Annotated in this window: 25 protein-coding genes; 17 read left to right on the top strand and 8 right to left on the bottom strand. The window is 60.7% G+C overall.

Translation table 11 applies throughout. From position 1 onward, the window contains the following. Nucleotides 1-11: 11 nt before the first annotated feature. The gene (locus VMH34_02015; GenBank protein ID HTT07555.1) at nucleotides 12-626 is read right to left on the bottom strand and encodes a hypothetical protein; all 615 of its coding nucleotides are present in this window, start codon (nucleotides 624-626) and stop codon (nucleotides 12-14) included. A gap of 135 nt (nucleotides 627-761) precedes the next feature. On the opposite strand from VMH34_02015, the gene VMH34_02010 reads away from it, so the two are divergent. After that, nucleotides 762-1,844, top strand: a complete 1,083-nt coding sequence (locus VMH34_02010; protein ID HTT07554.1) for a 3-deoxy-7-phosphoheptulonate synthase — start codon at nucleotides 762-764, stop codon at nucleotides 1,842-1,844. A gap of 154 nt (nucleotides 1,845-1,998) precedes the next feature. Continuing rightward, the gene (locus VMH34_02005) at nucleotides 1,999-3,315 is read left to right on the top strand and encodes an EAL domain-containing protein (GenBank protein HTT07553.1); all 1,317 of its coding nucleotides are present in this window, start codon (nucleotides 1,999-2,001) and stop codon (nucleotides 3,313-3,315) included. A 44-nt stretch (nucleotides 3,316-3,359) separates the two neighbouring features. Here VMH34_02005 and VMH34_02000 read toward each other — a convergent pair whose 3' ends face one another. From VMH34_02000 to groES, 3 genes are all read right to left on the bottom strand, one after another. Beyond that, nucleotides 3,360-3,614, bottom strand: coding sequence for a hypothetical protein (locus VMH34_02000; protein HTT07552.1), 255 nt, complete (start codon nucleotides 3,612-3,614; stop codon nucleotides 3,360-3,362). Between the two features lie 84 nt (nucleotides 3,615-3,698). Beyond that, nucleotides 3,699-5,327: a chaperonin GroEL gene (groL, locus tag VMH34_01995; GenBank protein HTT07551.1), complete on the bottom strand. Its 1,629-nt coding sequence runs from the start codon at nucleotides 5,325-5,327 to the stop codon at nucleotides 3,699-3,701. 41 nt (nucleotides 5,328-5,368) lie between these two features. Further along, nucleotides 5,369-5,656, bottom strand: coding sequence for a co-chaperone GroES (gene groES / locus VMH34_01990; protein HTT07550.1), 288 nt, complete (start codon nucleotides 5,654-5,656; stop codon nucleotides 5,369-5,371). Nucleotides 5,657-5,818: 162 nt separating this feature from the next. On the opposite strand from groES, the gene cutA reads away from it, so the two are divergent. The 12 genes from cutA to purD all read left to right on the top strand — a co-directional run bounded on the left by cutA (nucleotide 5,819) and on the right by purD (nucleotide 17,307). Next, nucleotides 5,819-6,139, top strand: coding sequence for a divalent-cation tolerance protein CutA (gene cutA, locus VMH34_01985; GenBank protein ID HTT07549.1), 321 nt, complete (start codon nucleotides 5,819-5,821; stop codon nucleotides 6,137-6,139). Beyond that, a complete protein-coding gene (gene dsbD / locus VMH34_01980; GenBank protein HTT07548.1) occupies nucleotides 6,127-7,989 on the top strand; it encodes a protein-disulfide reductase DsbD in 1,863 nt (620 codons plus the stop codon). The genes cutA and dsbD overlap by 13 nt, the downstream gene beginning before the upstream one ends. Beyond that, nucleotides 7,959-8,483 (top strand): TlpA disulfide reductase family protein, encoded by a 525-nt coding sequence (locus VMH34_01975; protein HTT07547.1) that lies wholly within the window; start codon nucleotides 7,959-7,961, stop codon nucleotides 8,481-8,483. The genes dsbD and VMH34_01975 overlap by 31 nt, the downstream gene beginning before the upstream one ends. A 132-nt stretch (nucleotides 8,484-8,615) precedes the next feature. Continuing rightward, nucleotides 8,616-9,056, top strand: coding sequence for a type II 3-dehydroquinate dehydratase (aroQ, locus tag VMH34_01970; protein ID HTT07546.1), 441 nt, complete (start codon nucleotides 8,616-8,618; stop codon nucleotides 9,054-9,056). Nucleotides 9,057-9,083: 27 nt separating this feature from the next. Then, nucleotides 9,084-9,518 carry an acetyl-CoA carboxylase biotin carboxyl carrier protein gene (gene accB / locus VMH34_01965; protein HTT07545.1) on the top strand — a complete coding sequence of 145 codons (435 nt, stop codon included), beginning with the start codon at nucleotides 9,084-9,086 and terminating at the stop codon, nucleotides 9,516-9,518. An 8-nt stretch (nucleotides 9,519-9,526) separates the two neighbouring features. Next, nucleotides 9,527-10,867 carry an acetyl-CoA carboxylase biotin carboxylase subunit gene (gene accC, locus VMH34_01960; GenBank protein ID HTT07544.1) on the top strand — a complete coding sequence of 447 codons (1,341 nt, stop codon included), beginning with the start codon at nucleotides 9,527-9,529 and terminating at the stop codon, nucleotides 10,865-10,867. Nucleotides 10,868-11,028: 161 nt separating this feature from the next. After that, complete coding sequence (prmA, locus tag VMH34_01955; protein HTT07543.1) at nucleotides 11,029-11,910, top strand: 50S ribosomal protein L11 methyltransferase; 882 nt, start codon at nucleotides 11,029-11,031, stop codon at nucleotides 11,908-11,910. A gap of 30 nt (nucleotides 11,911-11,940) precedes the next feature. Then, nucleotides 11,941-12,852 carry a zinc-ribbon and DUF3426 domain-containing protein gene (locus VMH34_01950; GenBank protein HTT07542.1) on the top strand — a complete coding sequence of 304 codons (912 nt, stop codon included), beginning with the start codon at nucleotides 11,941-11,943 and terminating at the stop codon, nucleotides 12,850-12,852. 156 nt (nucleotides 12,853-13,008) lie between these two features. Next, nucleotides 13,009-13,989, top strand: a complete 981-nt coding sequence (gene dusB / locus VMH34_01945) for a tRNA dihydrouridine synthase DusB (protein HTT07541.1) — start codon at nucleotides 13,009-13,011, stop codon at nucleotides 13,987-13,989. Next, the gene (locus tag VMH34_01940; GenBank protein ID HTT07540.1) at nucleotides 13,986-14,294 is read left to right on the top strand and encodes a helix-turn-helix domain-containing protein; all 309 of its coding nucleotides are present in this window, start codon (nucleotides 13,986-13,988) and stop codon (nucleotides 14,292-14,294) included. Before dusB ends, VMH34_01940 begins: the two co-directional genes overlap by 4 nt. Then, a complete protein-coding gene (gene purH, locus VMH34_01935; GenBank protein HTT07539.1) occupies nucleotides 14,291-15,862 on the top strand; it encodes a bifunctional phosphoribosylaminoimidazolecarboxamide formyltransferase/IMP cyclohydrolase in 1,572 nt (523 codons plus the stop codon). The genes VMH34_01940 and purH overlap by 4 nt, the downstream gene beginning before the upstream one ends. Before the next feature lie 152 nt (nucleotides 15,863-16,014). Next, complete coding sequence (gene purD, locus VMH34_01930) at nucleotides 16,015-17,307, top strand: phosphoribosylamine--glycine ligase (protein ID HTT07538.1); 1,293 nt, start codon at nucleotides 16,015-16,017, stop codon at nucleotides 17,305-17,307. A 95-nt stretch (nucleotides 17,308-17,402) separates the two neighbouring features. Here purD and hisH read toward each other — a convergent pair whose 3' ends face one another. Together hisH and hisB are read right to left on the bottom strand one after the other, a co-directional pair. After that, complete coding sequence (gene hisH / locus VMH34_01925; GenBank protein HTT07537.1) at nucleotides 17,403-18,047, bottom strand: imidazole glycerol phosphate synthase subunit HisH; 645 nt, start codon at nucleotides 18,045-18,047, stop codon at nucleotides 17,403-17,405. A 25-nt stretch (nucleotides 18,048-18,072) separates the two neighbouring features. After that, nucleotides 18,073-18,666, bottom strand: a complete 594-nt coding sequence (gene hisB / locus VMH34_01920; GenBank protein ID HTT07536.1) for an imidazoleglycerol-phosphate dehydratase HisB — start codon at nucleotides 18,664-18,666, stop codon at nucleotides 18,073-18,075. 119 nt (nucleotides 18,667-18,785) lie between these two features. Here hisB and hemF point away from each other — a divergent pair, with 119 nt between their 5' ends. From hemF to VMH34_01905, 3 genes are all read left to right on the top strand, one after another. After that, nucleotides 18,786-19,697, top strand: coding sequence for an oxygen-dependent coproporphyrinogen oxidase (gene hemF, locus VMH34_01915; GenBank protein HTT07535.1), 912 nt, complete (start codon nucleotides 18,786-18,788; stop codon nucleotides 19,695-19,697). A gap of 14 nt (nucleotides 19,698-19,711) precedes the next feature. Beyond that, a complete protein-coding gene (locus tag VMH34_01910) occupies nucleotides 19,712-20,674 on the top strand; it encodes a methyltransferase domain-containing protein (protein ID HTT07534.1) in 963 nt (320 codons plus the stop codon). Nucleotides 20,675-20,979: 305 nt separating this feature from the next. Then, entirely contained in the window at nucleotides 20,980-22,251 is a 1,272-nt protein-coding gene (locus VMH34_01905; protein HTT07533.1) for a DEAD/DEAH box helicase, read from the top strand. A 48-nt stretch (nucleotides 22,252-22,299) separates the two neighbouring features. Here the strand turns inward: VMH34_01905 and dtd are convergent, their stop codons facing one another. Both dtd and typA read right to left on the bottom strand, forming a co-directional pair. Then, nucleotides 22,300-22,740, bottom strand: coding sequence for a D-aminoacyl-tRNA deacylase (dtd, locus tag VMH34_01900; protein HTT07532.1), 441 nt, complete (start codon nucleotides 22,738-22,740; stop codon nucleotides 22,300-22,302). A gap of 9 nt (nucleotides 22,741-22,749) precedes the next feature. After that, nucleotides 22,750-24,573, bottom strand: a complete 1,824-nt coding sequence (gene typA, locus VMH34_01895) for a translational GTPase TypA (GenBank protein HTT07531.1) — start codon at nucleotides 24,571-24,573, stop codon at nucleotides 22,750-22,752. Between the last annotated feature and the right edge of the window lie 96 nt (nucleotides 24,574-24,669).

The following is a 24,669-nucleotide window of genomic DNA, read 5'->3' as shown; positions in this document are numbered from 1 at the left end:
ACTTCACACCATTACCTGCGGTATGCGGTGAGTTGCAGCGTGTATTCGCCGTGCGGGATCGAGCTGTCGGTCGTGGTCTCGGTGCGCGTCACCTTCACCAGTCCCACATCCGGCGCGTACCATTCCGTGGATTCGATGTGCAGATTGGTCTGGCCGATGTAATAGCCAACGTCGCGACTGGCATCGCCGGAACCCCTGACCACGAGGCAATGCGCGAAATTTCCAGCCGGCACCGTCACGGTGGCATCAACATCGGTGACGGTGTATTCCATGTCCATTTCCACGTCGATCTTGGTCAGCGATTCCTCCGGCGGTGTCCTGCGTTCCAGCGTCACGGTACGGCCCCTGCCGCTCCACTTTGAGCCCGCCGTCAACGGATAACGCAACACGGCTTCCGGCGCCTGCAACGTGACGAGCGCGCCCTCGGCATTCCGTTCCGCCACGCGGCTTATGCCTTGTTCGTCCTCGAAAAAGTACGAGATGCTGTTGTCGCCCTTGCGGCGCGGCACCCAGCGCTGTTGATCTGATTTCACCGCCGGCAGATTTTCCACCACATAACGGCGGTGCTGGAGGCCATCCATGGTTTGTATGTCCAGATCGTATTGCCAGGTACGTCCGGCATCCAACGGGAAATAACTTTCTTCACTGGAGCCACAGGCGCTGAGAAGAACAGAAAGAAAACCAACGATTGCCAAAGTGCCACTGTGCATTTTTGGAATTATAACGGACTAAATTACAATAGCGCGCCCGAAAGGAACCGCATGTCCATAAGAACCGACGATTTACGCATTCGCTCGCTGCAGGAGGTGATCCCGCCGGAGCAGCTTTTGTCCGAGATTCCCGTGAGCGACCGCGCGGCGCAGACCGTGGTGCAGGCGAGACGAGCCGTACAGAACATCCTGCGCGGCGAGGATCACCGGCTCCTTGTCATCACCGGTCCCTGCTCGATCCATGACACCGAGGCCGCGCGCGATTACGCCGGGCGGCTCAAACCGCTGATCAACGAACTCAAGGATGACTTGCTCATCATCATGCGCGTGTATTTCGAGAAGCCGCGCACCACCGTGGGCTGGAAGGGACTCATCAACGATCCGGGCCTCGACGGCAGCTTCCGCATCAACGACGGCCTGCGTATTGCCCGCCGCCTGCTGGTGGACTTGAACGAAATGGGGGTGCCGGCGGGCACGGAGTTTCTGGATCCCATCAGCCCTCAATACGTGGCCGATCTCATCGCCTGGGGCGCGATCGGCGCGCGCACCACCGAGAGTCAGGTGCATCGCGAACTGGCCTCCGGACTTTCCTGCCCCATCGGCTTCAAGAACTCGACCGACGGCACGGTCCAGGTCGCGGTGGATGCCATCAAGGCGGCGTCACATCCGCATCATTTTCTCGGCGTCAGCAAAGAGGGCCACTCGGCGATCTTCGCCACCAGCGGCAACCCGGATTGCCACCTTATCCTGCGCGGCGGCAGCGAGCGGCCCAATTACGATGCCGCCAGCATCGAGGCGGCGGGGGCGAGGCTCGTCACGGCCGGTTTGAAGCCCGTGATTTGCGTCGATTGCAGCCACGCCAACAGCGAGAAGGATCACCGCAAGCAGATCGATGTTGCGCACGCGGTCGCCGCGCAACTTGCCGCCGGCGAACAGCGCATCTTCGCCGTCATGCTTGAGAGCCACATACACGCCGGTCGCCAGGATCTGAAACCCGGCGTACCGCTCGAATATGGCCGGAGTATTACCGACGCCTGCATAGGCTGGGAAGACACCGAGCCGGTGCTGCGAGAATTCGCTGTCGCCGCTCGCCGACGACGTTCATCGGCACGCCCGAGAGCCGCAACGAACTAATCTCTTGCATTGCCCGGTTCTAGGGCAATGAGTTTCCATTCAGGTGTGACGCAGTTCACAGTAAACCCTGCGCAGGCTGATTACTATTCAGAAAAGGTCGGGCATGGCTTTTGCCTGATAAATGAGCAAAACGGATTAGTCGGCAAGGATCATCATGGAAAACCCGCCGGATCAGCCCATCCCCAGCGTTGCGCAGCCCAAGCCTAAAACTGCGCGCAAAAAGTATGGCAGCGATCCGCTGGCCGCGACCCTGCAGAATACGATTTTTGAGCAAGGCGCGCTCACCGCCAATTATGATCGCTTTCATCTCGGCAGCGTATTCCAGCCGATCTACAGCCTGTCGCACCAGCGGCCGGTGGGATGCGAGGCGCTGGTCCGCGCCCATGACAACACCGGCATCGACGTCCCGCCGCCACTCCTGTTCGGATGCGCCAATCGCACGCCGGATCTAATCCATCTCGATCGTCTGTGCCGGACACTGCACGTCGGCAATTTTCAGGCGCTCAACTCGCCGGCCTGGCTGTTTCTGAATATCAATCCGATGGTGGTCATTCACGGTCGCAAGCGCGGCCATTTTTTCCGCGACATGCTGGACCATTTCCACTTTCCCGTGCATCAGGTCGTGGTCGAAATACTGGAGAATGCCATCGCCAACGAGGAAGTTCTGGAGGAGGCCGTGCATTATTACCGCGATCAAGGTTGTCTGGTCGCGGTGGATGACTTCGGCGCCGGCCATTCCAACTTCGAACGGATATGGCGGTTGGAACCGGACATCGTCAAACTGGATCGCCGGATGATCGCCGAGGCCACGCGGCGCGATCTGATCCGCCGCAGCCTGCCGGGACTGGTGAGCCTCTTGCACGAAGCCGGCTGCATGGTGCTGGCCGAGGGCGTGGAGACCGAGGAAGAGGCGATGCTCATGCTGGACGCCAACGTCGATCTGGCGCAGGGACATCTGTTCGCGCATCCGTTCCCGATCAACGACCCGAGGGCGATGGATCTGCCGACATTGCGCGGCATTCACATGCGCTTCATCGACCACAGCAATCAGCAGACGCAGGAAGCGCGGCGCAAGATGGCGCCCTACATCCAGGCCTTCGATCAGGCCGTCAAGGCGCTTTTGAGCGGCGGCAACGTCGAGACAATCACCGAACGGTTATTCCGACTGGAACGGGGAATCCGCTTTTACATGCTGGACACGCACGGCGGCCAGTCCACTCACAACATCAACCACGAATCGAAGCGGCACAAGAGCGATCCAAGATTACAGCCGCTCAGCGTCGCCAAAGGCGCCAACTGGTTCCAACGCCCCTACTTCCGCCAGGCCGTCGATCATCCCGGCGAAATACAGGTGACGCGGCCCTATCTCTCCCTGCCCGATGGGCGCATGTGCATCACGCTGTCCATTTGCACCGATGTGGAAGGTCAACGCCGTGTGCTGTGCTTTGATATCGACGACGAAAATCCTTAATTTACTTAGCGCCTTCTTTTGCTCTCAAGTTATCGACCGCTTCATTAAGAAGTGGCTTTATAAACTTTGTCGTAGTAATCGGCGTGATTTATTAACCATTCGTGTTTCAACTTTACCGTTACTGACGCATTATTAGTCATGAGCTCTAAATGGTGTAATCCCGTCACTATCTTTGTCGTTCCGTCATCCCATCTAGGCGCCCGCAAACGGATATTTTTTTGATTCGCTATTTCTATAGTTTTTTTATTCACAAAAATTATACTTTCTTGATATTGAAGTCGTTCTCTTTCAGAGATCATTTTGTTCTCCTCAACTTAAAGAAAAAGCCCCGCATAAGCGGGGCTTTTGTTTACTGATGACTTTTGAAAAAGTCGGCAACAGCATTACATCATGTCTTCCATGCCGCCACCGCCGGGTCCATGCTTGTGCTCTTCCTTCTTCGGCAGTTCCGCGACCATGGCCTCGGTCGTGATCATCAGGCCAGCGACGGAGGCTGCGTTCTGCAGCGCCATGCGCGTGACCTTGGTCGGATCGAGGATACCCATCTTGATCATGTCGCCATATTCGCCGGTGGCGGCGTTGTAACCGAAGGTGCCCTTGCCTTCCTCCACCTTGGCCAGCACGACGGACGGCTCGGCGCCGCTGTTGGCGACGATCTGGCGCAGCGGTTCGGTCAGCGCGCGGCGGGCGATGGCGATGCCGGTGTTCTGGTCCTCGTTGTCGCCCTTGAGTTTGGCCGCGGCGATGGCGCGCACCAGCGCGACGCCGCCGCCCGGCACCACGCCTTCCTCGACCGCCGCACGCGTGGCGTGCAGGGCGTCTTCGACGCGGGCCTTCTTTTCCTTCATCTCGACCTCGGTGGCGGCGCCGACCTTGATGACGGCCACACCGCCCGCCAGCTTGGCGACGCGCTCCTGCAACTTCTCCTTGTCGTAGTCGGAGGTGGTCTCTTCGATCTGGGCGCGGATCTGGTTGATGCGGCCCTCGATGTTCTTCTTGGCGCCGGCGCCGTCGACGATGGTGGTCTCCTCCTTGGTGACGGTGACGCGCTTGCAGGTGCCGAGGTCGTCCATGCTCGCCTTCTCCAGCGACAGGCCGACCTCATCGGAGATCACGGTGCCGTTGGTCAGGATGGCGATGTCCTCCAGCATGGCCTTGCGGCGGTCGCCGAAACCCGGCGCCTTGACGGCGCAGCACTTGACGATGCCACGGATGTTGTTGACGACCAGCGTCGCCAGCGCCTCGCCTTCGACTTCCTCAGCGATGACCAACAGCGGACGGCCGCCCTTGGCGACTTGTTCCAGCAGCGGCAGCATGTCACGGATGCTGGACACCTTCTTGTCGTGCAGCAGGATGACTGGGTTTTCCAAATCGACCGTCATGTTCTGCTGGTTGTTGATGAAATAAGGAGACAGGTAGCCGCGGTCGAACTGCATGCCCTCGACCACTTCCAGCTCCATCTGCAGCGAGGAACCTTCCTCAACGGTGATGACGCCTTCCTTGCCGACCTTGCCCATGGCCTCGGCGATCTTGTTGCCGATGTCCTCGTCGGAGTTCGCGGAGATGGTGCCGACCTGGGCGATGGACTTGTCGTCCTTGCAGGGCTTGGAGAGATTCTTCAGTTCCTCGACGACGGCGATCACGGCCTTGTCGATGCCGCGCTTGAGATCCATCGGATTCATGCCCGCGGCGACGGCCTTGACGCCCTCGGTGACGATGGACTGCGCCAGCACGGTGGCGGTGGTGGTGCCATCGCCGGCCTCGTCAGAGGTCTTGGAAGCGACTTCCTTCACCATCTGCGCGCCCATGTTCTCAAACTTGTCCGCCAGCTCGATTTCCTTGGCGACGGAGACGCCGTCCTTGGTCACCGTGGGGGCGCCGAAGCTCTTATCCAGCACCACATTGCGGCCCTTGGGACCCAGCGTCACCTTGACGGCGTTGGCCAGGACGTTGACGCCGCGCAGCATGCGCTGGCGGACTTCTTCACCAAAACGAATATCTTTTGCGCTCATTGCTTTCGTTCCTTAAATGGGTTGTATCGTGGTGGTTGGCGTTATTCGATGACGGCCATGATGTCGTCTTCGCGCATCACGACGATTTCCTCGCCGTCCATCTTGACCTCGGTGCCGGAGTACTTGCCGAATAACACCGTGTCGCCCTTCTTGACGCTCATCGCGTTGAGGGTGCCTTTGTCGTTCATTTTGCCGGGGCCGACGCCCAGTACCTTGCCACGCATGGGTTTCTCCGCGGCGGTGTCGGGGATGACGATGCCGCCGGCGCTTTTACGCTCTTCTTCCAGGCGCTTGACGATGACCCGGTCGTGTAGAGGACGAAGTTTCATGACTTGAATCTCCTGTTCTTCGAGTTGATGGTAAGCTTGTAGTTGAGTATGCTGTTAGCACTCTGTATTTGTGAGTGCTAATTATAAATATGGCCATGGGCTTGTCAAGGAAAAATTTATTTAAGTTACATTAAAATACTTTATTAAAATCAATCGACTTTGATGAGTGAGCACATACTAATTATCAATACATGCCCGGATAAAAGCACTGCGGAAACCATGGCCATCAAGCTCATCGATATGAAGCTGGCTGCCTGCGTTAATGTATTGCCGGGGATACGTTCGATTTACCGCTGGCAGGGGAAACGCGAAACTGTGGATGAGCATCTACTCATCATCAAAACCCAACGTGAATGCTATGACCGCGTCCAGGATACCCTGCGCGCCCATCACCCCTATGAGCTTCCGGAAATTATTGCCGTTCCCATTGTCGAAGGATTGACGGAGTACCTGAAGTGGATGGACGAGCAATGCAAAAACTAGTCTACCTGCTGGCCGGCTTTGGCTTGGGACTGCTGCTTACGACATCGGTGGCGGCCGATTCCGGCGTTAGTCCGCTCGCCGTGCTGAAGAGTGCTGCAGGCCAGAGTGGAGAGCGTGAATTCCTCGATCCTGAGGATGCCTTCAAGGTCATAGTGGATGCAACAGACGCGAAGACCTTGCGTGCCCATTGGGACGTCGCCGATGGCTACTACCTTTATCACCAGCGCTTTTCATTCTCCATCAAGGGCGATGGCATGACGCTGGGCCAGGTCATGATCCCGGCGGGCGAGATGGAAGAGGACCCGACATTCGGCCGCGTCGAAATCATGTTGCATCAGTTCGATATCCTGCTGCCGCTGCAACGGCAGCAGGCCATCGCACAACCCGTGCAGTTGACCATGAATTACCAGGGCTGCGCCAAGGATGGAATCTGCTATCCCCCCATCCACAAGACCCTGACGATCAATCTGCCCGCAAGTGCAGGCGGATTGATGCCCACATCCACCACCCTGCTGCCCGGTACCAACGACACCGATCACTACAGTTCGATTCTGGCCCATGGCTCGTTGTGGAACATCGCTGGCGTCTTTTTCCTGATTGGATTGGTGCTTGCCTTCACCCCTTGCGTTTATCCCATGGTGCCCATTCTCTCCGGCCTGATCGTGGGCCAGCAGGCCTACCGCGGTCGGGCCCTGGTACTCTCGCTTGTTTATGTCATCGCGATGGCCTGCACTTATGCGCTGGCCGGCGTGGCCGCCGGTTCATTCGGCCAGAACCTGCAGGCCTGGTTTCAGCAACCCGCATTGCTTGTCGCCTTTGCGCTGATATTCGTGATACTGGCCCTGTCCATGTTCGGGGTATTCACGCTGCAACTGCCCGCACGCTGGCAGACATGGCTGTCCGCTGTTAGCGGCCGGCAACGCGGCGGCTCCCTGATCGGCGCCGGAGTCATGGGTGTGTTTTCGGCGTTGATTGTCGGCCCTTGCGTGGCGCCGCCGCTTGCCGGCGCGTTGATCTACATAGGCCAGAATGGCAACGCAGTGCTGGGCGGGTTCGCGCTCTTCGCCATGGCGTTGGGAATGGGCCTGCCGCTTTTGCTCGTGGGCGCATCGGCCGGCGCCTTGCTGCCGCGCGCCGGCGCCTGGATGGACGCCATCAAACGGTTCTTCGGCTTCGTCATGTTGGGCGTGGCGATCTGGTTTTTGAGCCGGCTGCTGCCCGGCCACGTCATCCTGCTGTTGTGGGCCTTGCTGGCGTTGACGGCCGGTGTTTTCATGGGTACGTTCACGCATACAGCCCACAGCGGCGGCGGCCGCCAGACGGCCAAGGCGCTGGGTCTGGCGTTAAGTCTTTATGGCGTGCTGATGCTGGTTGGCGTGGCGACCGGTGGACAGGATCCGTTCCATCCCCTGCAGAAATTCTCGCTGGCTTCCGGCGCGGCGGCATCGGCGGCCAGGCCAACCCCGGTTTTCACGCCGGTGCATGGCAGTGACGAGCTTAAATCCGCGTTGACGCAGGCCGCGGGCAAGCCGGTGATGCTCGACCTTTATGCCGACTGGTGCGTCGAATGCAAACGCCTGGAACGCGAAACCTTTACCGACCAGACCGTGCAAAAGGCGCTGCAAGGCGCCGTGCTGTTGCGCGCCGATGTGACCGCCAACGATGCAACCGATCAATCGCTGCTGAAAGACCTCGGTCTTTTTGGCCCGCCGGCGATTTTGTTCTTCGACGGTGAAGGCCGCGAGCGGCGTACTTCCCGCTTGCAGGGCTTCGTTGAGCCCGCGCCGTTTATCAAGCACCTGGATAATGCGCGCGCGCCATGCTCAGCGCCAGAAACGCTGGCCTGCTGATCACCGCGCTGCTGGCGCTGGCGGCGGGATTCGTCGTCAGTCGGCATGTCAGCGGTTCGAACGCGCCCGCCATTGAACAGCCGCGCATCGACTTTGCGCTGCCCGATCTCGATGGCAAGGTCCACCATTTGAGTGAGTGGGCCGGCAAAATCATCATCGTCAATTTCTGGGCCACCTGGTGCCCGCCCTGCCGCAAGGAAATTCCGGACTTCGTGCAATTGCAGGAAAAATACGCCGTGGCGGGAGTGCAGTTCGTCGGCGTCGCGGCGGATCAACCGGACGCCATCCGCGATTTCATCAAGACACAACCCATCAATTACCCTATACTGGTCGGCGACGAAGAGGGTTCGCTCTCAAAACAGTTTGGCAACAACATCGGCGCCCTCCCCTACACTGCGGTCATCGATCGCAAGGGAAAAATCAGCGTCACCAGCCGTGGCCAGTTCCACCATGCAGACTTGGAGGCCGCCATTAAAAAGCTGTTAATTCCTTAACCCCATCAAGTCTTGTCCCAAGGACAGGGGTTCCAAAAAGAGCAAATATCCTCGTACTGTCGTAATTTCTTCGATTTAGCGTATATCATATGCTAATATGACGTGAACGTCGTCAAATTAGCAGAAATATAAATGGCGAAAATATTGGTCCTCAACGGCCCCAACCTGAATCTTCTGGGTGAGCGGGAACCTGAAATCTACGGTCGCGACACGCTGCAGGACATCATGCAGCGGCTGACTGCGCAGGCCAGGGCGGCGGGTCACGAGCTTTTGAATTTTCAAAGCAACGCCGAACATGATCTCATCAACCGCATCCACTCGGCGCGCAAAGAGGGTGTCGCCTTCATATTGATCAATCCCGGCGCCTTCACGCATACCAGCATCGCGCTGCGCGATGCCTTTGCCAGCGTAAAAATCCCGTTTATCGAGGTACATCTGTCGAACGTTCACGCGCGCGAGGCGTTTCGACGCCATTCCTATCTGTCGGACCTCGCCGTCGGCGTGATCACGGGCCTGGGTTCAGCCGGCTACGAGTTTGCGCTGCAGTCGGCGATCCACCGTCTTCCCCACTAGTTCGAAGATTCTGACAATTTTATGGCCATGGACATACGGAAAATAAAAAAACTGATTGAACTACTGCAGGAATCCGGCCTGGCCGAGATTGAAATCAAGGAAGGCGAGGAATCCGTACGCATCAACCGTGGCAGTCCGGCCGCCACGACCGTGGTGCACACCGTGCCCGCCCTCACCTCTGCGCCGGCGGCCCCATCGCAAACCGGGGCCGAGCCCGCGATATCGGAACGGTATACCGTCAATGCGCCCATGGTCGGCACCTTCTTTGCCTCGCCCACTCCCGGCACGCCGGCGTTTGTAGCCATCGGCCAGCAAATCAAGAAGGGTGACATTCTCTGCATCATTGAGGCGATGAAAATCATGAACCAGATCGAAGCGGATCGCGATGGCGTGATCACCGCGGTGCTGGTTGAAAACGGACAACCGGTCGAATTCGGCCAGCCGCTGTTCGCCGTCCAGTAACCGCCGCCATGCTGGAAAAAATCGTCATTGCCAATCGTGGCGAGATCGCGCTGCGCATTCTTCGCGCCTGCCGCGAACTGGGCATCAAAACGGTGGCGGTTCATTCCACCGCCGATCGCGATCTGAAGCACGTGCGCCTGGCGGACGAATCCGTTTGCATCGGCCCGCCGCGTTCAACGGACAGCTATCTCAATATCCCGGCCATCATCAGCGCCGCCGAGGTCACCGACGCCGTGGCCATCCACCCGGGGTATGGTTTTCTGTCGGAAAACGCCGATTTTGCCGACCGAGTCGAACAGAGCGGCTTCATCTTCATCGGTCCCCGCGCCGAGACCATCCGGCTCATGGGCGACAAAATCTCCGCGATCAACGCCATGCAGGAGGCCGGCGTGCCCTGTGTGCCTGGCTCCGATGGCCCGTTGCCGGCCGATCTCGATGAATGCGGCAGGATCGCGCGTGACATCGGCTATCCGGTCATCATCAAGGCGGCGGGCGGCGGCGGACGCGGCATGCGGGTGGTGCATGGCGACGCGGCATTGCGCAGCGCCATTACCGTGACGCAGGGCGAGGCACAGGCGGCCTTCGGCAATCCGGTGCTGTATCTGGAAAAATATCTGGAATCCCCGCGTCATATTGAAATCCAGGTGCTGGCCGACACCCACGGCAACGCGGTGTTTCTCGGTGAGCGCGATTGCTCGACGCAGCGCCATCACCAGAAGGTCATTGAGGAGGCGCCGGCGCCGGGTCTCACGGACAACCAGCGCCACAGGATCGGCAGGCTCTGCTCGGATGCCTGCAAGGAGATCGGCTACCGTGGCGCCGGTACCTTTGAATTCCTGTTCGAGGAAGGTGAATTCTATTTCATCGAGATGAACACCCGCCTGCAGGTTGAGCATCCCGTTACCGAGATGATCACGGGCATAGACATCGTCAAGGAGCAGATCCGCATCGCCGCCGGCGAACCTTTGTTGTTCAAGCAGAAGGACATCATGCTCCGCGGCCATGCCATTGAGTGCCGCATCAACGCCGAGGATCCGGAGACGTTCACGCCCTCACCCGGCACCATTACGCTGTATCATCCCCCGGGCGGTCCGGGCATCCGCATCGACACGCACATTTATGAGGGCTACAAGGTGCCGCCCTATTACGACTCGATGATCGGCAAGCTGATTGCTCATGGCGAGACACGCGAATTTGCCATCGCCCGCATGTCGAATGCGCTGAACGAGATCGTCATCGAGGGCATCAAGACCAACCTGCCGTTGCACCGGGACATGATGGCGGACGCCGCCTTTCAGACCGGCGGCATCGACAACCATTATCTGGAAAAGAAGCTGGGCCTGGCCTGAAAAACCGCTTGGAGAGCTACTGCGCGAGTGTGATCCGGGGTCGGGCGGTGCCCGGAATCGTCACATACTGATTGGTATGCCCCGGTTCCTGCGCTCCGTCCGCCCTCATCTGACACCCGCTCGTAACGCTTCCAAGCGGTTCCCCCCGGGTAATTCATCACATGGCTTGGATAGAAATATCGTTTGCCGTCGACAGTGACGGCGCCGAGCGCCTGTCACCGATCCTAGAAGAACTCGGCGCGCTGGCGGTCACACTGCGATCCGGTGGCAACGAAGCCGTTTTTGATCAGGTCGACGAATCGCCGACCTTGTGGCGGCAAACCCGACTGACCGCGTTATTCGACGCCGACGCCGAAACGGATTTCATCATTCTCCAGGTCACGGATGCGCTTGATCCATTGCCCCTGCCCCCCTGCGAGGTGGCGCATCTCGACGATCAGGACTGGAACCGGCTGTGGATGGATCGCTTCCAGCCGCTGCGATTCGGCCGCCGCCTGTGGGTGGTGCCCAGCTGGCATGAGCCGCCGGACCCTTCGGCGGTCAATCTCCGCCTTGATCCGGGCATGGCCTTCGGCACCGGCACGCATCCCACCACCGCGATGTGCCTCCGCTGGCTGGAACGGGCGGAACTGCGTGGCAGGGTCGTCATCGACTACGGCTGCGGCTCCGGCATCCTCGCCATTGCCGCACTCAAGCTGGGCGCGGCGCGCGCTTACGCCGTGGATGTCGATCCGCAATGTCTGATCACCACGCGCGAAAACGCGGGGCGCAACGACATAGGCGATGAGTTGTGGACGGGACCGCCGGACCAGCTGCCCGTGGAAATCGGTGCTGATGCGTTGCTCGCCAATATTCTTGCCGGCCCACTGGTTCAGTTGGTCCCCGTGTTTGCCGGTCTGCTCAAACCGGACGGCGATTTGGTGCTCTCCGGCCTGCTCTCCGATCAGGTCAACGACTGCTTGGCCGCCTACCGGACCTCATTTAACATGAACCCGCCACATGTCGAGGGGGATTGGGCCATGTTGACCGGGCGGCGGCGCTGAGTTACCCGGCGTTCCGAAGCCATCACACTCATGATGACCCGTTGCCCACGTTGTAGCGCAACCTTCAAGCTGCTGGCCGAACATCTGCGCGCGGCGCACGGGCGCGTGCAATGCGGGCGTTGCTACATCCAGTTCGATGCCCTGGAAAACCTGATCGATGCCGCCGCCGGGTCGCCGCCGTTCACCACCGACGGCGCCGTCAGCGGAGAACCGTCGACCCCCAGACTCATGCCCGTACCGCAGCCGGCCGCCGTGCCGGACACAACCATGGACGAGGACCTGTCCTTCTCCCCCAATGAACCGGAGATGGGAAACGTCCCGCTCCAAGAAATGGACCAATCATCCGTTGAAGTGGAAGGGGCTGTAATCGGCGATGAGGACGTTCCGTCCGAAGAAGGCGAAGAATCATCACAAATATCCTTCGATGAGGAACTGCCCTACCCGCTGGAGGCTGCGCCCGCCAAAAAAAGAACTTCCTCCATCTGGACGTTTTTTTCCATGCTTTTGCTGTTGCTGCTGGCGGGCCAGTTGGCCTGGTGGCAGTACGACGAGGTGCTCGGACGGTGGCCGCAATTGCGCCCCATTGTTGAGCAGGTATGCCAGCGCTTACATTGTACTGTCGGGGTACGGCGCGACCTGGGTGCTATTCACATCGTCAACCGCGATGTGAGCGAGCATCCGCGCTTCCAGCACGGTCTGTTGCTCAAACTCACCTTCATGAATCAAGCGGGATTCGTGCAACCTTATCCCGTGCTTGACCTGGTGCTGTTTAATCAGGCGGGGCAGGCCATTGGCGAGCGCCGCTTCCAGCCACGCGAGTACCTGCCCGCAGGCACCGTGGTTGAAAGCGGCATGCCGCCGGGGCAGTCGATCTACGCCGTGCTGGAACTCGCCGCCCCCTCCATGGATGAGGCCGCCAGCTTCGAGTTCAATTTTTTATAAGGGAATCTCCGGGTTAAGCAGTAATTCGTGCGGTGCGCGGCACATTTCCGAACATCAGCGCTTTCTCGGCGCCCGCTTTGCCGCTATCATTTCCACAGTAAATATAAAAATTCACCGGCTGGTTTTTTGACCGGCCGATTCCTGAGTCGCCTCGTGATGCATATAGGACCGTACGCAATAGCCGCCCCGGCGGTGCTGGCGCCCATGGCGGGTGTCACAGACCGCCCGTTCCGGCTGCTGTGCCGCCGGCTTGGCGCCGGGCTGGCGGCCTCGGAGATGCTCAGCAGCCACCCGCAATTGCGGGACACGCTTGTCAGCCGCCGCCGCCGGGACCACACGGGCGAACCGGGACCGCACTCGGTGCAGATCGCCGGCAGCGATCCCCGGCAGATGGCCGACTTCGCGCGCTATAACGTGGATCGCGGCGCCCAGATCATCGACATCAACATGGGCTGCCCGGCGAAAAAGGTCTGCGGGGTCTCCGCCGGCTCCGCCCTGCTGCGCGATGAACCGCTGGTGACGCGGATCCTGGAAGCGGTGGTGACTGCGGTAGCAGTGCCGGTGACACTCAAAATACGCACTGGCTGGTCACCGGAACGCCGCAATGGCGTGGCCATCGCGCGGCTGGCCGAGGCCGCCGGCATACGGGCTCTGGCCGTGCACGGCCGCACGCGGGCCGATGGGTTCACCGGCCATGCCGAATACGACACGATACGGGACATCAAGGCCGCCGTGCGCATACCCGTGATCGCCAACGGCGACGTCTCCACACCGGAACAGGCGCGGACCGTGTTGCAACAGACCGGCGCCGATGCGGTCATGATCGGCCGCGGCGCGCAGGGCAACCCGTGGCTGTTCCGCGAAATCGCCCATTACCTGGTGCACGGCCGGCGGCTGGCGCCGCCGTCGCATGAGGAAATCGGCGGCACGCTGATTGAGCATCTCACGGACCTCCATGATCTTTATGGCGAACGCGACGGCGTGCGCATCGGCCGCAAACATCTCTCCTGGTACCTCAAGGCCCTGCCGGGCGCGCAGGTCTTCCTGCAGGTCGTCAATCGCGAGGAATCGGGAACGCGGCAAATCGATCTCGTGCGCGGTTATTTCATGCGCTTGAGCGGAGGGATCGCGGCATGAGAAGGCGCCGCGGCAGGACACGCGCGTCAGCGCCGCCGGGGCTGTCGGGTGACGGGCCGCTGCCCCCCCTGTCGGAGTGCGTGCGCCGCTCCATCGAAAACTATTTCCGCGAGCTCAATGGCCACGAGGCTGGCGAAGTGTACGAACTCGTGCTTTCCGAGATCGAACCGCCGCTGCTGCGGGTGGTGTTGCGCGAGACGCGCTGCAACCTGACGCGCGCCGCCGGCATGCTGGGCCTGACCCGCGCCACGCTGCGCAAAAAGCTCAGGAAATACCGGCTCAACAAAAAGGAGCTGCGCGAATGAATTCGATCCGGCGTGCAATGATCAGTGTCTCGGATAAGACGGGACTGGCGGAATTTTGTCGTGGACTGGCCTCGTTGAAGGTGGAAATACTCTCCACCGGCGGCACCGCCAAGTTCCTGGCAGATGCGGGGATCGCCGTAAAGGAAGCAAGCGCATACACGGGGTCCCCCGAGATCATGGATGGCCGGATAAAAACACTGCATCCGAAGATCCATGGCGGCATCCTCGGCCGGCGCGGACGGGATGATGCGGTCATGGCGCAGCAAGGCATCATGCCGATTGATCTAGTGGTCGTGAATCTCTATCCCTTCGAGCAGACCATCGCCAAAGCCGGCTGCACGCTGGATGAGGCCGTGGAAAACATAGACATCGGCGGTCCGGCGATGATACGCGCCGCCGCCAAGAATCATCGCGATGTGGCGGTCATTGTTGATCCTGCCGACTACCGCGCCGTACTCGAGGAGATGACCGCCAATCAGGGGGCCTTGAGTAAGGAAAGTCGCTACTCACTGGCAATAAAGGCCTACGAACACACCGCCCGTTATGACGCCGCCATCAGCAATTATCTTGATTCCTGCCAGGCCGGCGGCACGCGTGTTGCTTTTCCCCGCATGCTCACCCTGCAGTTTGAAAAGAGACAAGACCTGAGATACGGCGAGAATCCACATCAGAAGGCGGCTTTTTACGGAGAACTCAAGCCGGTACCCGGCAGTATCGCCACGGCCAGACAGTTGCAGGGCAAGGAACTTTCCTTCAACAACATCGCCGACGCCGACGCGGCGCTCGATTGCGCGGCGGCGTTCGAAGAACCGGTCTGTGTGATCGTCAAGCATTCCAATCCCTGCGGCGTGGCGACCGGCCATACGCCACTACAGGCCTACGACCGCGCCCATGCGGCCGATCCGAAGTCGGCGTTCGGCGGCATCATCGCCTTCAACAGGCCGCTGGATGGGGCCACCGCGCGGACCATTATCGATCGCCAATTCGTGGAGGTCATCGTCGCGCCGGCGGTGGATTCCGACGCCCTGGCCATACTTTCCCAAAAGGCCGATGTGCGCGTGCTTGCATGCAGCTCGCTTGACGCGCACTACGCCACCGCTCTGGACTTGCGCCGGGTCAGCGGCGGCGTACTCATTCAGGATCGCGATACACCGCCGCAGGAGTTGAGCCTCGACACACTCAAGATCGTGAGCAGCCGCGCGCCCACTGACAACGAGATCCGCGATCTCTTCTTCGCCTGGCGGGTGATTCGCTGCGTCAAATCCAACGCCATCGTTTATGCCAGGGGGGCGCGCACCGTTGGCATCGGCGCCGGGCAGACAAGCCGCGTGGTCGGCGCCAAGGTCGCTGGCATCAAGGCCGTCGACGCAGGACTCGAGGTACGCGGGTCGGTCATGGCCTCCGATGCCTTCTTCCCATTCCGCGATGGCATCGACTTCGCCGCCTCCGTCGGGATCACGGCCGTCATCCAGCCTGGCGGATCGATCCGCGACAATGAAATCATCGCTGCCGCGGACCAACACGACATGGCGATGGTCTTCACGGGCGTCCGCCACTTCCGCCACTGAAAAGCGGCGCCTCTTGTCTCAATACTGCGTTGCGGTCCGCCTGCGCTGCTCACATACCGGCGTGTATGCTCCGCTGCTCGACATCACCGCGCCTTGTCTTGAGCCAGGATGCCTGCATTTCAACATGCTGACAGTGGCAGGAACCTGACAATATGAAGGTGTTGATTGTCGGCGGCGGCGGGCGTGAGCATGCACTGGCATGGAAGGCGGCGCAGTCGGCGCGCGTTGAAAAAGTGTATGTCGCACCGGGCAACGCCGGCACCGCCGGTGAACCCAAGTCAGAGAATGCATCCATCGCGGCAACGGACATTCCCGCGCTGCTTCGATTCGCACTGGAACGGCGGATCGAGCTGACCATCGTCGGACCAGAGGGGCCGTTGGTCGCGGGCATCGTCGATCAATTCACCGCCGCCGGGTTGCGCTGCTTCGGACCATCGCAGGCAGCGGCGCGGCTGGAGGGATCGAAGGTGCACGCCAAGAACTTTTTGTCGCGTCATCGCATCCCCACGGCGCGATACGAGACCTTCACCGATCTGCACGCGGCCTGCGCCTATTTGCGGCAGCGGACGCCGCCCATGGTAATCAAGGCCGATGGGCTTGCCTCCGGCAAGGGCGTCATCCTTGCGGAGACGACGACGCAGGCGGAGCAGGCGGTGCGTGACATGCTGGACGCCCATATCTTCGGTCAGGCCGGATCACACGTGGTCATTGAGGAATTCCTGCGCGGTGAGGAGGCGAGCTTCATCGTCATGGCCGACGGCGAGCATTACCTGCCGCTGGCGTCGTCGCAGGATCACAAGGCGCTGCTGGACGGTGATCGCGGACCCAACACCGGCGGCATGGGCGCCTACTCACCCGCGCCGGTGGTGACGCCCGCCGTGCACGAGCGCGTGCTGCGCGAGGTGATAGAACCGACGCTGCGCGGCATGGCCACCGAGGGCTGCCCCTTCACCGGTTTCCTATATGCCGGTCTCATGCTTTCTCCCGAAGGAGAACCCAAGGTACTGGAGTTCAACTGCCGCTTTGGCGATCCAGAGACGCAGCCGATCCTGATGCGCCTGCGCACCGATCTGGTGACACTGTGCGAAGCCGCGCTCGATAAAAAATTAGATACTGTGAAATGCGATTGGGACCCGCGTGCGGCGCTGGGGGTTGTGCTCGCCGCCGAAGGTTATCCCGGCACGGTGCGCCAGGGTGACGTGATCGGGGGTCTGGGCACCACACATAAACACGTCAAGGTTTTTCATGCCGGCACGGCATTAAAGGATGGTGCCGTTGTCACCGCCGGCGGCCGCGTGCTTTGCGTCAGCGCGTTGGGTGAGAACGTGCGGCTGGCCGGGCAACGCGCTTACGAACAGATCGCTGAAATCCGCTGGCCCGGCATGCAATACCGGCGGGACATCGGCTACCGCGCCATCGCCCGCGAGCGAGCAAACACGAAATAATAAGGAACCTCTGAAAAAGTAGAGGGAAACAAAAACCACTTTTTTGTTTCCCGGCTCTGAAAAGTCCAAGATGGACTTATTCGGAGCTTGCTAAATTATCCGCCGTCCCAGGCGAGAAAATTCTTGAGCAGTGCGATGCCGGCCTTCTGGCTTTTCTCGGGATGGAATTGAGTCGCGAAATAGTTGCTGCGGGCGACCGCGGAAACAAAGTTCACGCCGTAGTCCGTCGTACCTGTGACAACATTCCCATCCTGCGGCTGGACATAATAGCTGTGCACGAAATAAAAATAGGCGCCCGAGGGAATGCCGGTCCAGAGTGGATGCTTTTTCGCCTGCGTCACCTGGTTCCAGCCCATGTGCGGCACCTTGAGCCGTTCACCCCGCGCATCGGTCATCGCCTGTGAGAAACGCACCACGCGGCCGCGCAGCACGCCCAGGCCCTGCTGTCCACTGTCCTCATCGCTCGTTTCCATCAGTGATTGCAATCCAAGACAGATGCCGAGGAAGGGCTTGGCGCAGATCGCCTCGCTGACCACCTCCAGCAGGGCCTGTTCGCGCAGATTGCGCATGCAAGTACCCATGGCCCCCTGCCCCGGAAACACCACGCGATCCGCGTTAAGAATGGCATCGGCCTCATTGCTGACGACGATGCGATGTTCGCCCACGGCTGCAAACTCCAGGGCCTTGGCCACGGAGCGCAGATTGCTCATGCCGTAGTCGATGACGGCGACCGTTTGCATGCGTGCGGCCTGCGGATGTCGGCGGCTACAGCGAACCCTTGGTGGACGGCACCTTGCCGGTACTGCGCGGATCGATCTCGACCGCCATGCGCAGCGCCCGGCCAAAAGCCTTGAACACGGTTTCGACGATGTGGTGCGCGTTGCGGCCACGCACGTTGTCGATGTGCAGCGTCACCAGGGCATGGTTCACGAAACCCTGGAAAAATTCGTAGAACAAATCCACGTCGAAATCGCCCACCTGCGCGCGCGGGAACTGAATGTGGTATTCCAGGCCGGGCCGCCCGGAGCAGTCCACGACCACGCGCGACAGCGCCTCGTCCAGCGGCACGTAGGCATGGCCGTAGCGGCGGATGTCCTTCTTGCCGCCCAGCGCCTGATTGAAGGCCTGGCCCAGGGTGATGCCGACGTCCTCCACGGTGTGATGCGCGTCGATCTGGAGATCGCCCCTGGCCGTGATCTCGAGATCGATCATGCCGTGGCGGGCGACCTGATCCAGCATGTGCTCCAGAAACGGCACGCCGAGACTGAGCCTGGATTTACCGCTGCCGTCGAGATTGACGGCAATGCGGATTTGCGTTTCCTTGGTGTCGCGCTGGATCTGCGCCTTGCGTGCTTTCATGACAGATTGCCGGGACGAGTTTATGGGGCCGTTACTTTACCTTAATCAGGGCCCATCTCAAAAATCCCACGCTTCGTGTTATTGTCATACTCAGACCTTTACACGATCAAATTAAAAAAATGACGACCAAAATGGATGTCCAATCAGTGCGTGACCACCTGTGGGGATATCAGGATCAGGTAGTGACCGCGTTCACCCGGGAAGATGGGCGGCAAAGTTTCCAGACCGATGTCTGGCAACGCCCCGAAGGCGGCGGTGGCCGCACCTCTGTCTTGAGCGACGGCGCGGTCTTCGAACAGGCGGGAGTGGGATTTTCACACGTCAGCGGCCCGAGCCTGCCGGCCTCGGCGACCGTCCAGCGCCCTCAACTCGCCGGCCGGGCCTTTGAAGCGATGGGTGTGTCCATTGTTGTTCATCCGTGCAACCCTTATGTGCCCACCTCACATGCCAATGTGCGATTCTTCATCGCCCATCATTCCACCGAACCGCCGATCTGGTGGTTTGGCGGCGGTTTCGATCTCACGCCGTACTATGGCTTCGAGGATGACGCGCGTCACTGGCACGCCGTTGCCCGTGACACCTGCGCGCCGTATGGCGATGATATCTATCCGCGCTTCAAAAAATGGTGCGACGAATATTTCTTCCTCAAGCACCGCCGGGAACCGCGCGGCATCGGCGGTCTGTTCTTCGACGACTTGAACGAATGGGGATTCGAGCGTTGCCTCGCCTTTTTGCGCGGCGTGGGCGAAGGTTACCTCAAGGCCTACCTGCCCATTGTCCAGCGGCGCAAGGCGACACCCTATGGCGAGCGCGAACGCGATTTTCAACTATACCGCCGTGGTCGCTATGTCGAGTTCAATCTGGTCTACGATCGCGGCACGTTGTTCGGTCTGCAATCCGGCGGCCGCACCGAATCTATATTGATGTCGTTGCCGCCGCAGGTGCATTGGCGCTATGACTGGCGTCCGGCCCCCGGCACGCCCGAGGCCGCGCTCTATGAAAAATTCCTCCGTGTCCGTGATTGGCTCTGACGGGTGGGACACGGATGATGGAAACTCCGCTGACCACATTGGTCTTTCCGCTCAATGTATACGCCGAAGCCCTGCGGCTGGAATATGGTGCGGTCGACAGCCTGCACCTGGGGCTCATGGAGTCGGGGGATGCCTCGCTGGCGCGCGCACAGGCGCGGGCAACCGAGCGATTGCTGGCACTGCTGCCGCCGCCCCCCTGTCGCGTACTGGAGGTCGGTATTGGCTTGGGTAAGACCTTTGAGCGCCTTTCGCGATCGGGATACGAGGTTACCGGGGTCACTCCCGATCACCAGCAAATCAAGGCGGTGCAAAATCGTGCCGGGGGCGCCGGTCGTCTGATCTGTACGCGCTTTGAGGACATGGAGGCGGCATCCCCATCGTTCGATGTCGTTCTGTTCCAGGAATCTGCGCAATACATACAGCCCGCAGAAAGGTTGCTGCTGGATTCTGCGCGCCACCTGGCGCCGCACGGGACAGTTGCGGGTATGGATGAGTTCCCGCTGACCAAATTGAAGCGGCTGCGCGAAATTCTACCGGACACGGGGCTGGTTGCAGAAGAACTCACGGACCTCACGCGCCAGGCGTGCGATTCCTGCGCGCATTTGATCGAATTGATCGACCGTCACGGCCCGCGTCTGGCCCGGGAACTGGCTCGTGCCACGCTGTTGGATGGGCTGCTCATCGCATTCCGGGAATTTGATCAGCTCTCGCCGGCCGACAGGGCGGCCGTGTCGGACGAAGAACTGGCGGCCTTTTGCGCGATCATCGGATATCTGACGGCCGCGCGGGGGAAATCTTCCGGGGGGGCGACACTGGCTGCGGAACTGCTCGAGCGCGAGCGGGCTCATTGGCTCGCCGACGAGCGTCTCGCCCGCATGATCATTGCAGGAGTCGCGGCAACCTGGCGTGCGCGGTATCGTCATTATCTGGAAGGTTCGTGGCGCTATGTCCTGTTCAAATTACGCAAGACGGGATGACGGTGATCGTTTGATTAGGTAAATACGCAATGATGTGGTAGAGTGCGCCCCGAGTTTGTAGCGGCATGGTCCGGTCCATGCCTTGAGGTTCCGGCAAATCCATCCCTTGCAGTTCCGGGCAAATTGCCAATAAACGGGCGCATCGTCCGTCCTTCCTCCCGCAAACCTGTCGCGGTTATCGCCTTCATCGGCTGTTCCCCGATTTATCAATACCGCTGTCTGGACCGGTCCTGTGCGTCGTACATTGCGCACCGGCAGACAGCCACTCGGCCTCGCCAGAGGCCAAATAATATTGGAGTTACATAATGTCATTTGCATCACTTGGCCTCTCGGAGGCCTTATTGCGCGCCATTGCCGATCAAGGCCATGGCACGCCTACACCCATACAATCCAAGGCCATTCCGGTCATCCTTGCCGGCCGCGACGTACTCGCGGCGGCACAGACCGGCACTGGCAAGACCGGCGCGTTCGGCGTGCCGCTCTTGGAGCGACTGAAATCCGGACGCGCGTCCAGCGGCCTGCCGCGTGCGTTGATCCTCACCCCGACGCGCGAACTCGCGGCGCAGGTGGCCGCAAGCCTGCGCGCCTACAGTCGACACCTGTCGCTCAAAATCGAGGCCGTCTTTGGCGGCGTCGGCATACATCCACAGATCAGGGCGCTCCGTGGTGGCGTGGATATTCTGGTCGCCACTCCGGGACGATTGATCGATCATCTCGAGCAGAAAACCGTGCGGCTTTCCGGCATCGAAGTCCTGGTGCTGGATGAGGCCGATCGCATGCTGGACATGGGCTTCATTCCCGCCGTCCGCCGGATTCTTTCCGTGTTGCCACAACGCCGGCAAAACCTGCTGTTCTCCGCCACCTTCCCGACGGAGGTGCGAACACTGGCGGCTTCCTTCATGCACAATCCCGAAGTCATTGAAGTGGCGCCGCGCAACGCGACAGCCGAACGCGTGACCCAGCATGTTCATCCGGTCAGCAGGGAATACAAGCGGGCGCTGCTGTCGCATCTCGTCAGTTCCCGCAACTGGGGCCAGACATTGGTGTTTACACGCACCAAGCATGGGGCCGATCGACTGGCCCGTCAGCTCGAGCAGGACGGCATCAGCACCGCCGCCATCCATGGCGACAAATCGCAGGGTGCGCGCACGCGGGCGCTGTCTGAATTCAAGGCCGGCCGGGTGCGCGTATTGGTGGCGACCGATATCGCCGCGCGCGGCATCGACATCGAGCAGTTGCCGCAGGTGGTCAACTACGAGTTGCCGCACGTGCCGGAGGACTACATCCACCGCATCGGCCGCACCGGACGCGCCAGCGCCAGCGGCGTGGCCGTGTCGCTGGTTTGCCCCGAGGAACGGCAGCAACTCAAGGACATCGAGCGCCTGTTGAAGCGATCCATACCGTCATCGGTGGTGGAGGACTTTTCGCCGCCGGCAATTGTGCAGCGGCCGGCGCAGCCACAGCCTGCCGCACATCGCCGGCACAACCATCAGGCGCAGAAGAAACACCGCGCCCACAGGAACAGCGGGGCGGCCGGCGGTCGCTCCAGCGGCAATCGTCGCCATTGGGCGTCGTAACAGACGCATTCTAATGACAAGAACAAAAACCCCGCTCCGGCGGGGTTTTTATTTGGTTTGCAGCCAGAAAGTGACGGGGCCGTCGTTGATGAGCGAGATTTGCATGTGCGTGCCGAAGGCGCCAGTTTCCACCGGCGAATGTGCGGTGCGGGCCTTCGCCACCAGATAATCGAACAGCTTTTTGCCTTCTTCGGGTGGCGCGGCGGGCGTGAAGCTGGGGCGCATGCCCTTCCGGGTGTCCGCCGGCAGGGTGAACTGTGGCACCAACAACAGGCCGCCGCGCGTATCCTGCACGCTCAGATTCATTTTGCCTTCCGCATCCGGGAAAATGCGATAGCCGAGCAATCTTTCGAGCAGGCGATCGGCATCAACCTCCGTGTCCTCGCGCTCCACGCCGATGAGCACCAAGAGTCCGGAATTGATTTCACCCGCCGTCCGCCCATCGACGGTCACACGGGCTTCGGTCACGCGCTGCAACAGGCCGATCATGCGTGCCCGCTAGGCGGCGGCGACGCGGTCGGCGCGCTTGCGCTCGTGTCCCTTGAGCTTCTTCTTGCGCAGGCGGATGGCCTTGGGAGTCACCTCGACCAGTTCGTCGTCATCGATGAATTCCAGCGCCTGCTCCAGTTCCATGCGGATGGGCGGCGTCAGGATGATGTTTTCGTCCGACCCCGCGGCGCGGATGTTGGTCAGCTTCTTGCCCTTGAGTGGATTTACAATCAGATCGTTGTCACGCGAATGCTGGCCTATGATCATGCCTTCGTAAACTTCCTCGCCATGGCCGATGAACAGACGTCCCCGGTCCTGGAGATTGAACAACGCATAGCCCAGCGCCTGGCCCTGATCGATGGCGATCAGCACGCCGTTTATGCGCTGGCCAATGGCGCCGGCCTTGGCGGGTTTGTAGCTGTCGAAGGAGTGATACATCAACCCCGTGCCGGAGGTGAGCGTCATGAACTCGGTGCGGAACCCAATCAGCCCACGCGCCGGGATGGAATACTCCAGACGCACCCGGCCGCGGCTGTCCGGTGTCATATTGAGGAAATCGCCGCGGCGCGCGCCCAGTTGCTCCATGATCGCGCCCTGGTGCTGCTGTTCCACATCGATGGCGAGCTGTTCAAAGGGCTCGTGCACCACTCCATCAATGGTCTTGACGATCACGCGCGGGCGGCCGACCGCCAGTTCATAGCCCTCGCGGCGCATGTTCTCGATCAAAATGGCGAGGTGCAGTTCACCACGGCCGGAGACCAGAAACGAACTGGGATCGCCGGTGTCCTCGACGCGCAACGCGACGTTGTGAATTAATTCACGATCCAGCCGTTCCCTGATCTGGCGGCTGGTGACATATTTGCCATCACGGCCGGCGAAAGGCGAATCGTTGACCTGGAATGTCATGCCGACCGTCGGTTCATCGACAGTCAGCCGCGGCAGCGCCTCCACGCATTTTGGATCGCACAGAGTGTCCGAGATGCGTATGCCTTCGATGCCGGTGACGGCGATGATGTCGCCCGCCTGGGCGATGGCGCGTTCGACGCGTTGCAATCCGCTGAAACCCAGCACCTGCAATATGCGTCCGGATTGCTGTTCGCCGGCGGCTCCGAGCCGCACAATGGCGGTGTTCGGCTGGATGGCGCCGCGCGTCACCCGGCCGATGCCGATGGCGCCGACATAGCTCGAATAATCCAGCGCGCTGATCTGCATCTGGAACGGCCCGTCGATCTGCACCCGCGGTGGCGGCACATGCTCGATAATCGTCTCGAACAACGGCGTCATGTCGGTCCGCGGTTCGCCCTCGAGCGATTTGACCGCCCAGCCTTCCAGCGCCGAGGCGTACACAATGGGAAAATCCAGTTGCGCCTCGCTGGCCCCGAGACGATCGAACAAATCGAAGGTCTGATCCACCACCCAGTGGGGGCGCGCGCCGGGGCGATCCACCTTGTTGACCACCACGATGGGGCGCAGTCCCTGCGCAAAGGCCTTCTGCGTCACGAAGCGGGTCTGCGGCATGGGCCCGTCGACGGCGTCCACCAGCAGCAGTACCGAGTCCACCATGGACAGGATGCGTTCCACCTCGCCGCCGAAATCGGCGTGACCCGGCGTATCGACGACATTGATGCGGAAATCGCGCCACTGCAGGGTGGTGTTCTTGGCCAGGATGGTGATGCCGCGCTCGCGCTCCAGATCATTGCTGTCCATGATGCGCTCCGGCGCGGCGGCGCGCGCGCCGAGCGTGCCGGACTGTTGCAGCAGCTTGTCGACCAGCGTGGTCTTGCCATGATCGACGTGGGCGATGATGGCGATATTGCGTAGATTCTCAATCATGAGGTAAACCCGGAACAGGCATCAGCAAAAGGCCCGCCATTATACGGATGCGGGGCGCGAAAGCCAGCGCGACAGGAAACCGGCGGCGGGGTCACC

It is taken from the genome of Gammaproteobacteria bacterium (genome assembly GCA_035501935.1).
Classification (GTDB): Bacteria; Pseudomonadota; Gammaproteobacteria; order JAJPIJ01; family JAJPIJ01; genus JAJPIJ01.
Note: the sequence above shows the minus strand (reverse complement) of the source record. Positions and strands in the feature narration are given on the sequence as shown.

What these genes read in the sequence shown, in the direction of transcription:
- VMH34_02010 (HTT07554.1), top strand. Translation starts at nt 762, where the DNA reads ATGTCCATAAGAACCGACGATTTACGCATTCGCTCGCTGCAGGAGGTG.
- VMH34_02005 (HTT07553.1), top strand. Translation starts at nt 1,999, where the DNA reads ATGGAAAACCCGCCGGATCAGCCCATCCCCAGCGTTGCGCAGCCCAAG.
- VMH34_02000 (HTT07552.1), bottom strand. Translation starts at nt 3,614, where the DNA reads ATGATCTCTGAAAGAGAACGACTTCAATATCAAGAAAGTATAATTTTT.
- groL (HTT07551.1), bottom strand. Translation starts at nt 5,327, where the DNA reads ATGAGCGCAAAAGATATTCGTTTTGGTGAAGAAGTCCGCCAGCGCATG.
- groES (HTT07550.1), bottom strand. Translation starts at nt 5,656, where the DNA reads ATGAAACTTCGTCCTCTACACGACCGGGTCATCGTCAAGCGCCTGGAA.
- cutA (HTT07549.1), top strand. Translation starts at nt 5,819, where the DNA reads ATGAGTGAGCACATACTAATTATCAATACATGCCCGGATAAAAGCACT.
- dsbD (HTT07548.1), top strand. Translation starts at nt 6,127, where the DNA reads ATGCAAAAACTAGTCTACCTGCTGGCCGGCTTTGGCTTGGGACTGCTG.
- VMH34_01975 (HTT07547.1), top strand. Translation starts at nt 7,959, where the DNA reads ATGCTCAGCGCCAGAAACGCTGGCCTGCTGATCACCGCGCTGCTGGCG.
- aroQ (HTT07546.1), top strand. Translation starts at nt 8,616, where the DNA reads ATGGCGAAAATATTGGTCCTCAACGGCCCCAACCTGAATCTTCTGGGT.
- accB (HTT07545.1), top strand. Translation starts at nt 9,084, where the DNA reads ATGGACATACGGAAAATAAAAAAACTGATTGAACTACTGCAGGAATCC.
- accC (HTT07544.1), top strand. Translation starts at nt 9,527, where the DNA reads ATGCTGGAAAAAATCGTCATTGCCAATCGTGGCGAGATCGCGCTGCGC.
- prmA (HTT07543.1), top strand. Translation starts at nt 11,029, where the DNA reads ATGGCTTGGATAGAAATATCGTTTGCCGTCGACAGTGACGGCGCCGAG.
- VMH34_01950 (HTT07542.1), top strand. Translation starts at nt 11,941, where the DNA reads ATGATGACCCGTTGCCCACGTTGTAGCGCAACCTTCAAGCTGCTGGCC.
- dusB (HTT07541.1), top strand. Translation starts at nt 13,009, where the DNA reads ATGCATATAGGACCGTACGCAATAGCCGCCCCGGCGGTGCTGGCGCCC.
- VMH34_01940 (HTT07540.1), top strand. Translation starts at nt 13,986, where the DNA reads ATGAGAAGGCGCCGCGGCAGGACACGCGCGTCAGCGCCGCCGGGGCTG.
- purH (HTT07539.1), top strand. Translation starts at nt 14,291, where the DNA reads ATGAATTCGATCCGGCGTGCAATGATCAGTGTCTCGGATAAGACGGGA.
- purD (HTT07538.1), top strand. Translation starts at nt 16,015, where the DNA reads ATGAAGGTGTTGATTGTCGGCGGCGGCGGGCGTGAGCATGCACTGGCA.
- hisH (HTT07537.1), bottom strand. Translation starts at nt 18,047, where the DNA reads ATGCAAACGGTCGCCGTCATCGACTACGGCATGAGCAATCTGCGCTCC.
- hisB (HTT07536.1), bottom strand. Translation starts at nt 18,666, where the DNA reads ATGAAAGCACGCAAGGCGCAGATCCAGCGCGACACCAAGGAAACGCAA.
- hemF (HTT07535.1), top strand. Translation starts at nt 18,786, where the DNA reads ATGACGACCAAAATGGATGTCCAATCAGTGCGTGACCACCTGTGGGGA.
- VMH34_01910 (HTT07534.1), top strand. Translation starts at nt 19,712, where the DNA reads ATGATGGAAACTCCGCTGACCACATTGGTCTTTCCGCTCAATGTATAC.
- VMH34_01905 (HTT07533.1), top strand. Translation starts at nt 20,980, where the DNA reads ATGTCATTTGCATCACTTGGCCTCTCGGAGGCCTTATTGCGCGCCATT.
- dtd (HTT07532.1), bottom strand. Translation starts at nt 22,740, where the DNA reads ATGATCGGCCTGTTGCAGCGCGTGACCGAAGCCCGTGTGACCGTCGAT.
- typA (HTT07531.1), bottom strand. Translation starts at nt 24,573, where the DNA reads ATGATTGAGAATCTACGCAATATCGCCATCATCGCCCACGTCGATCAT.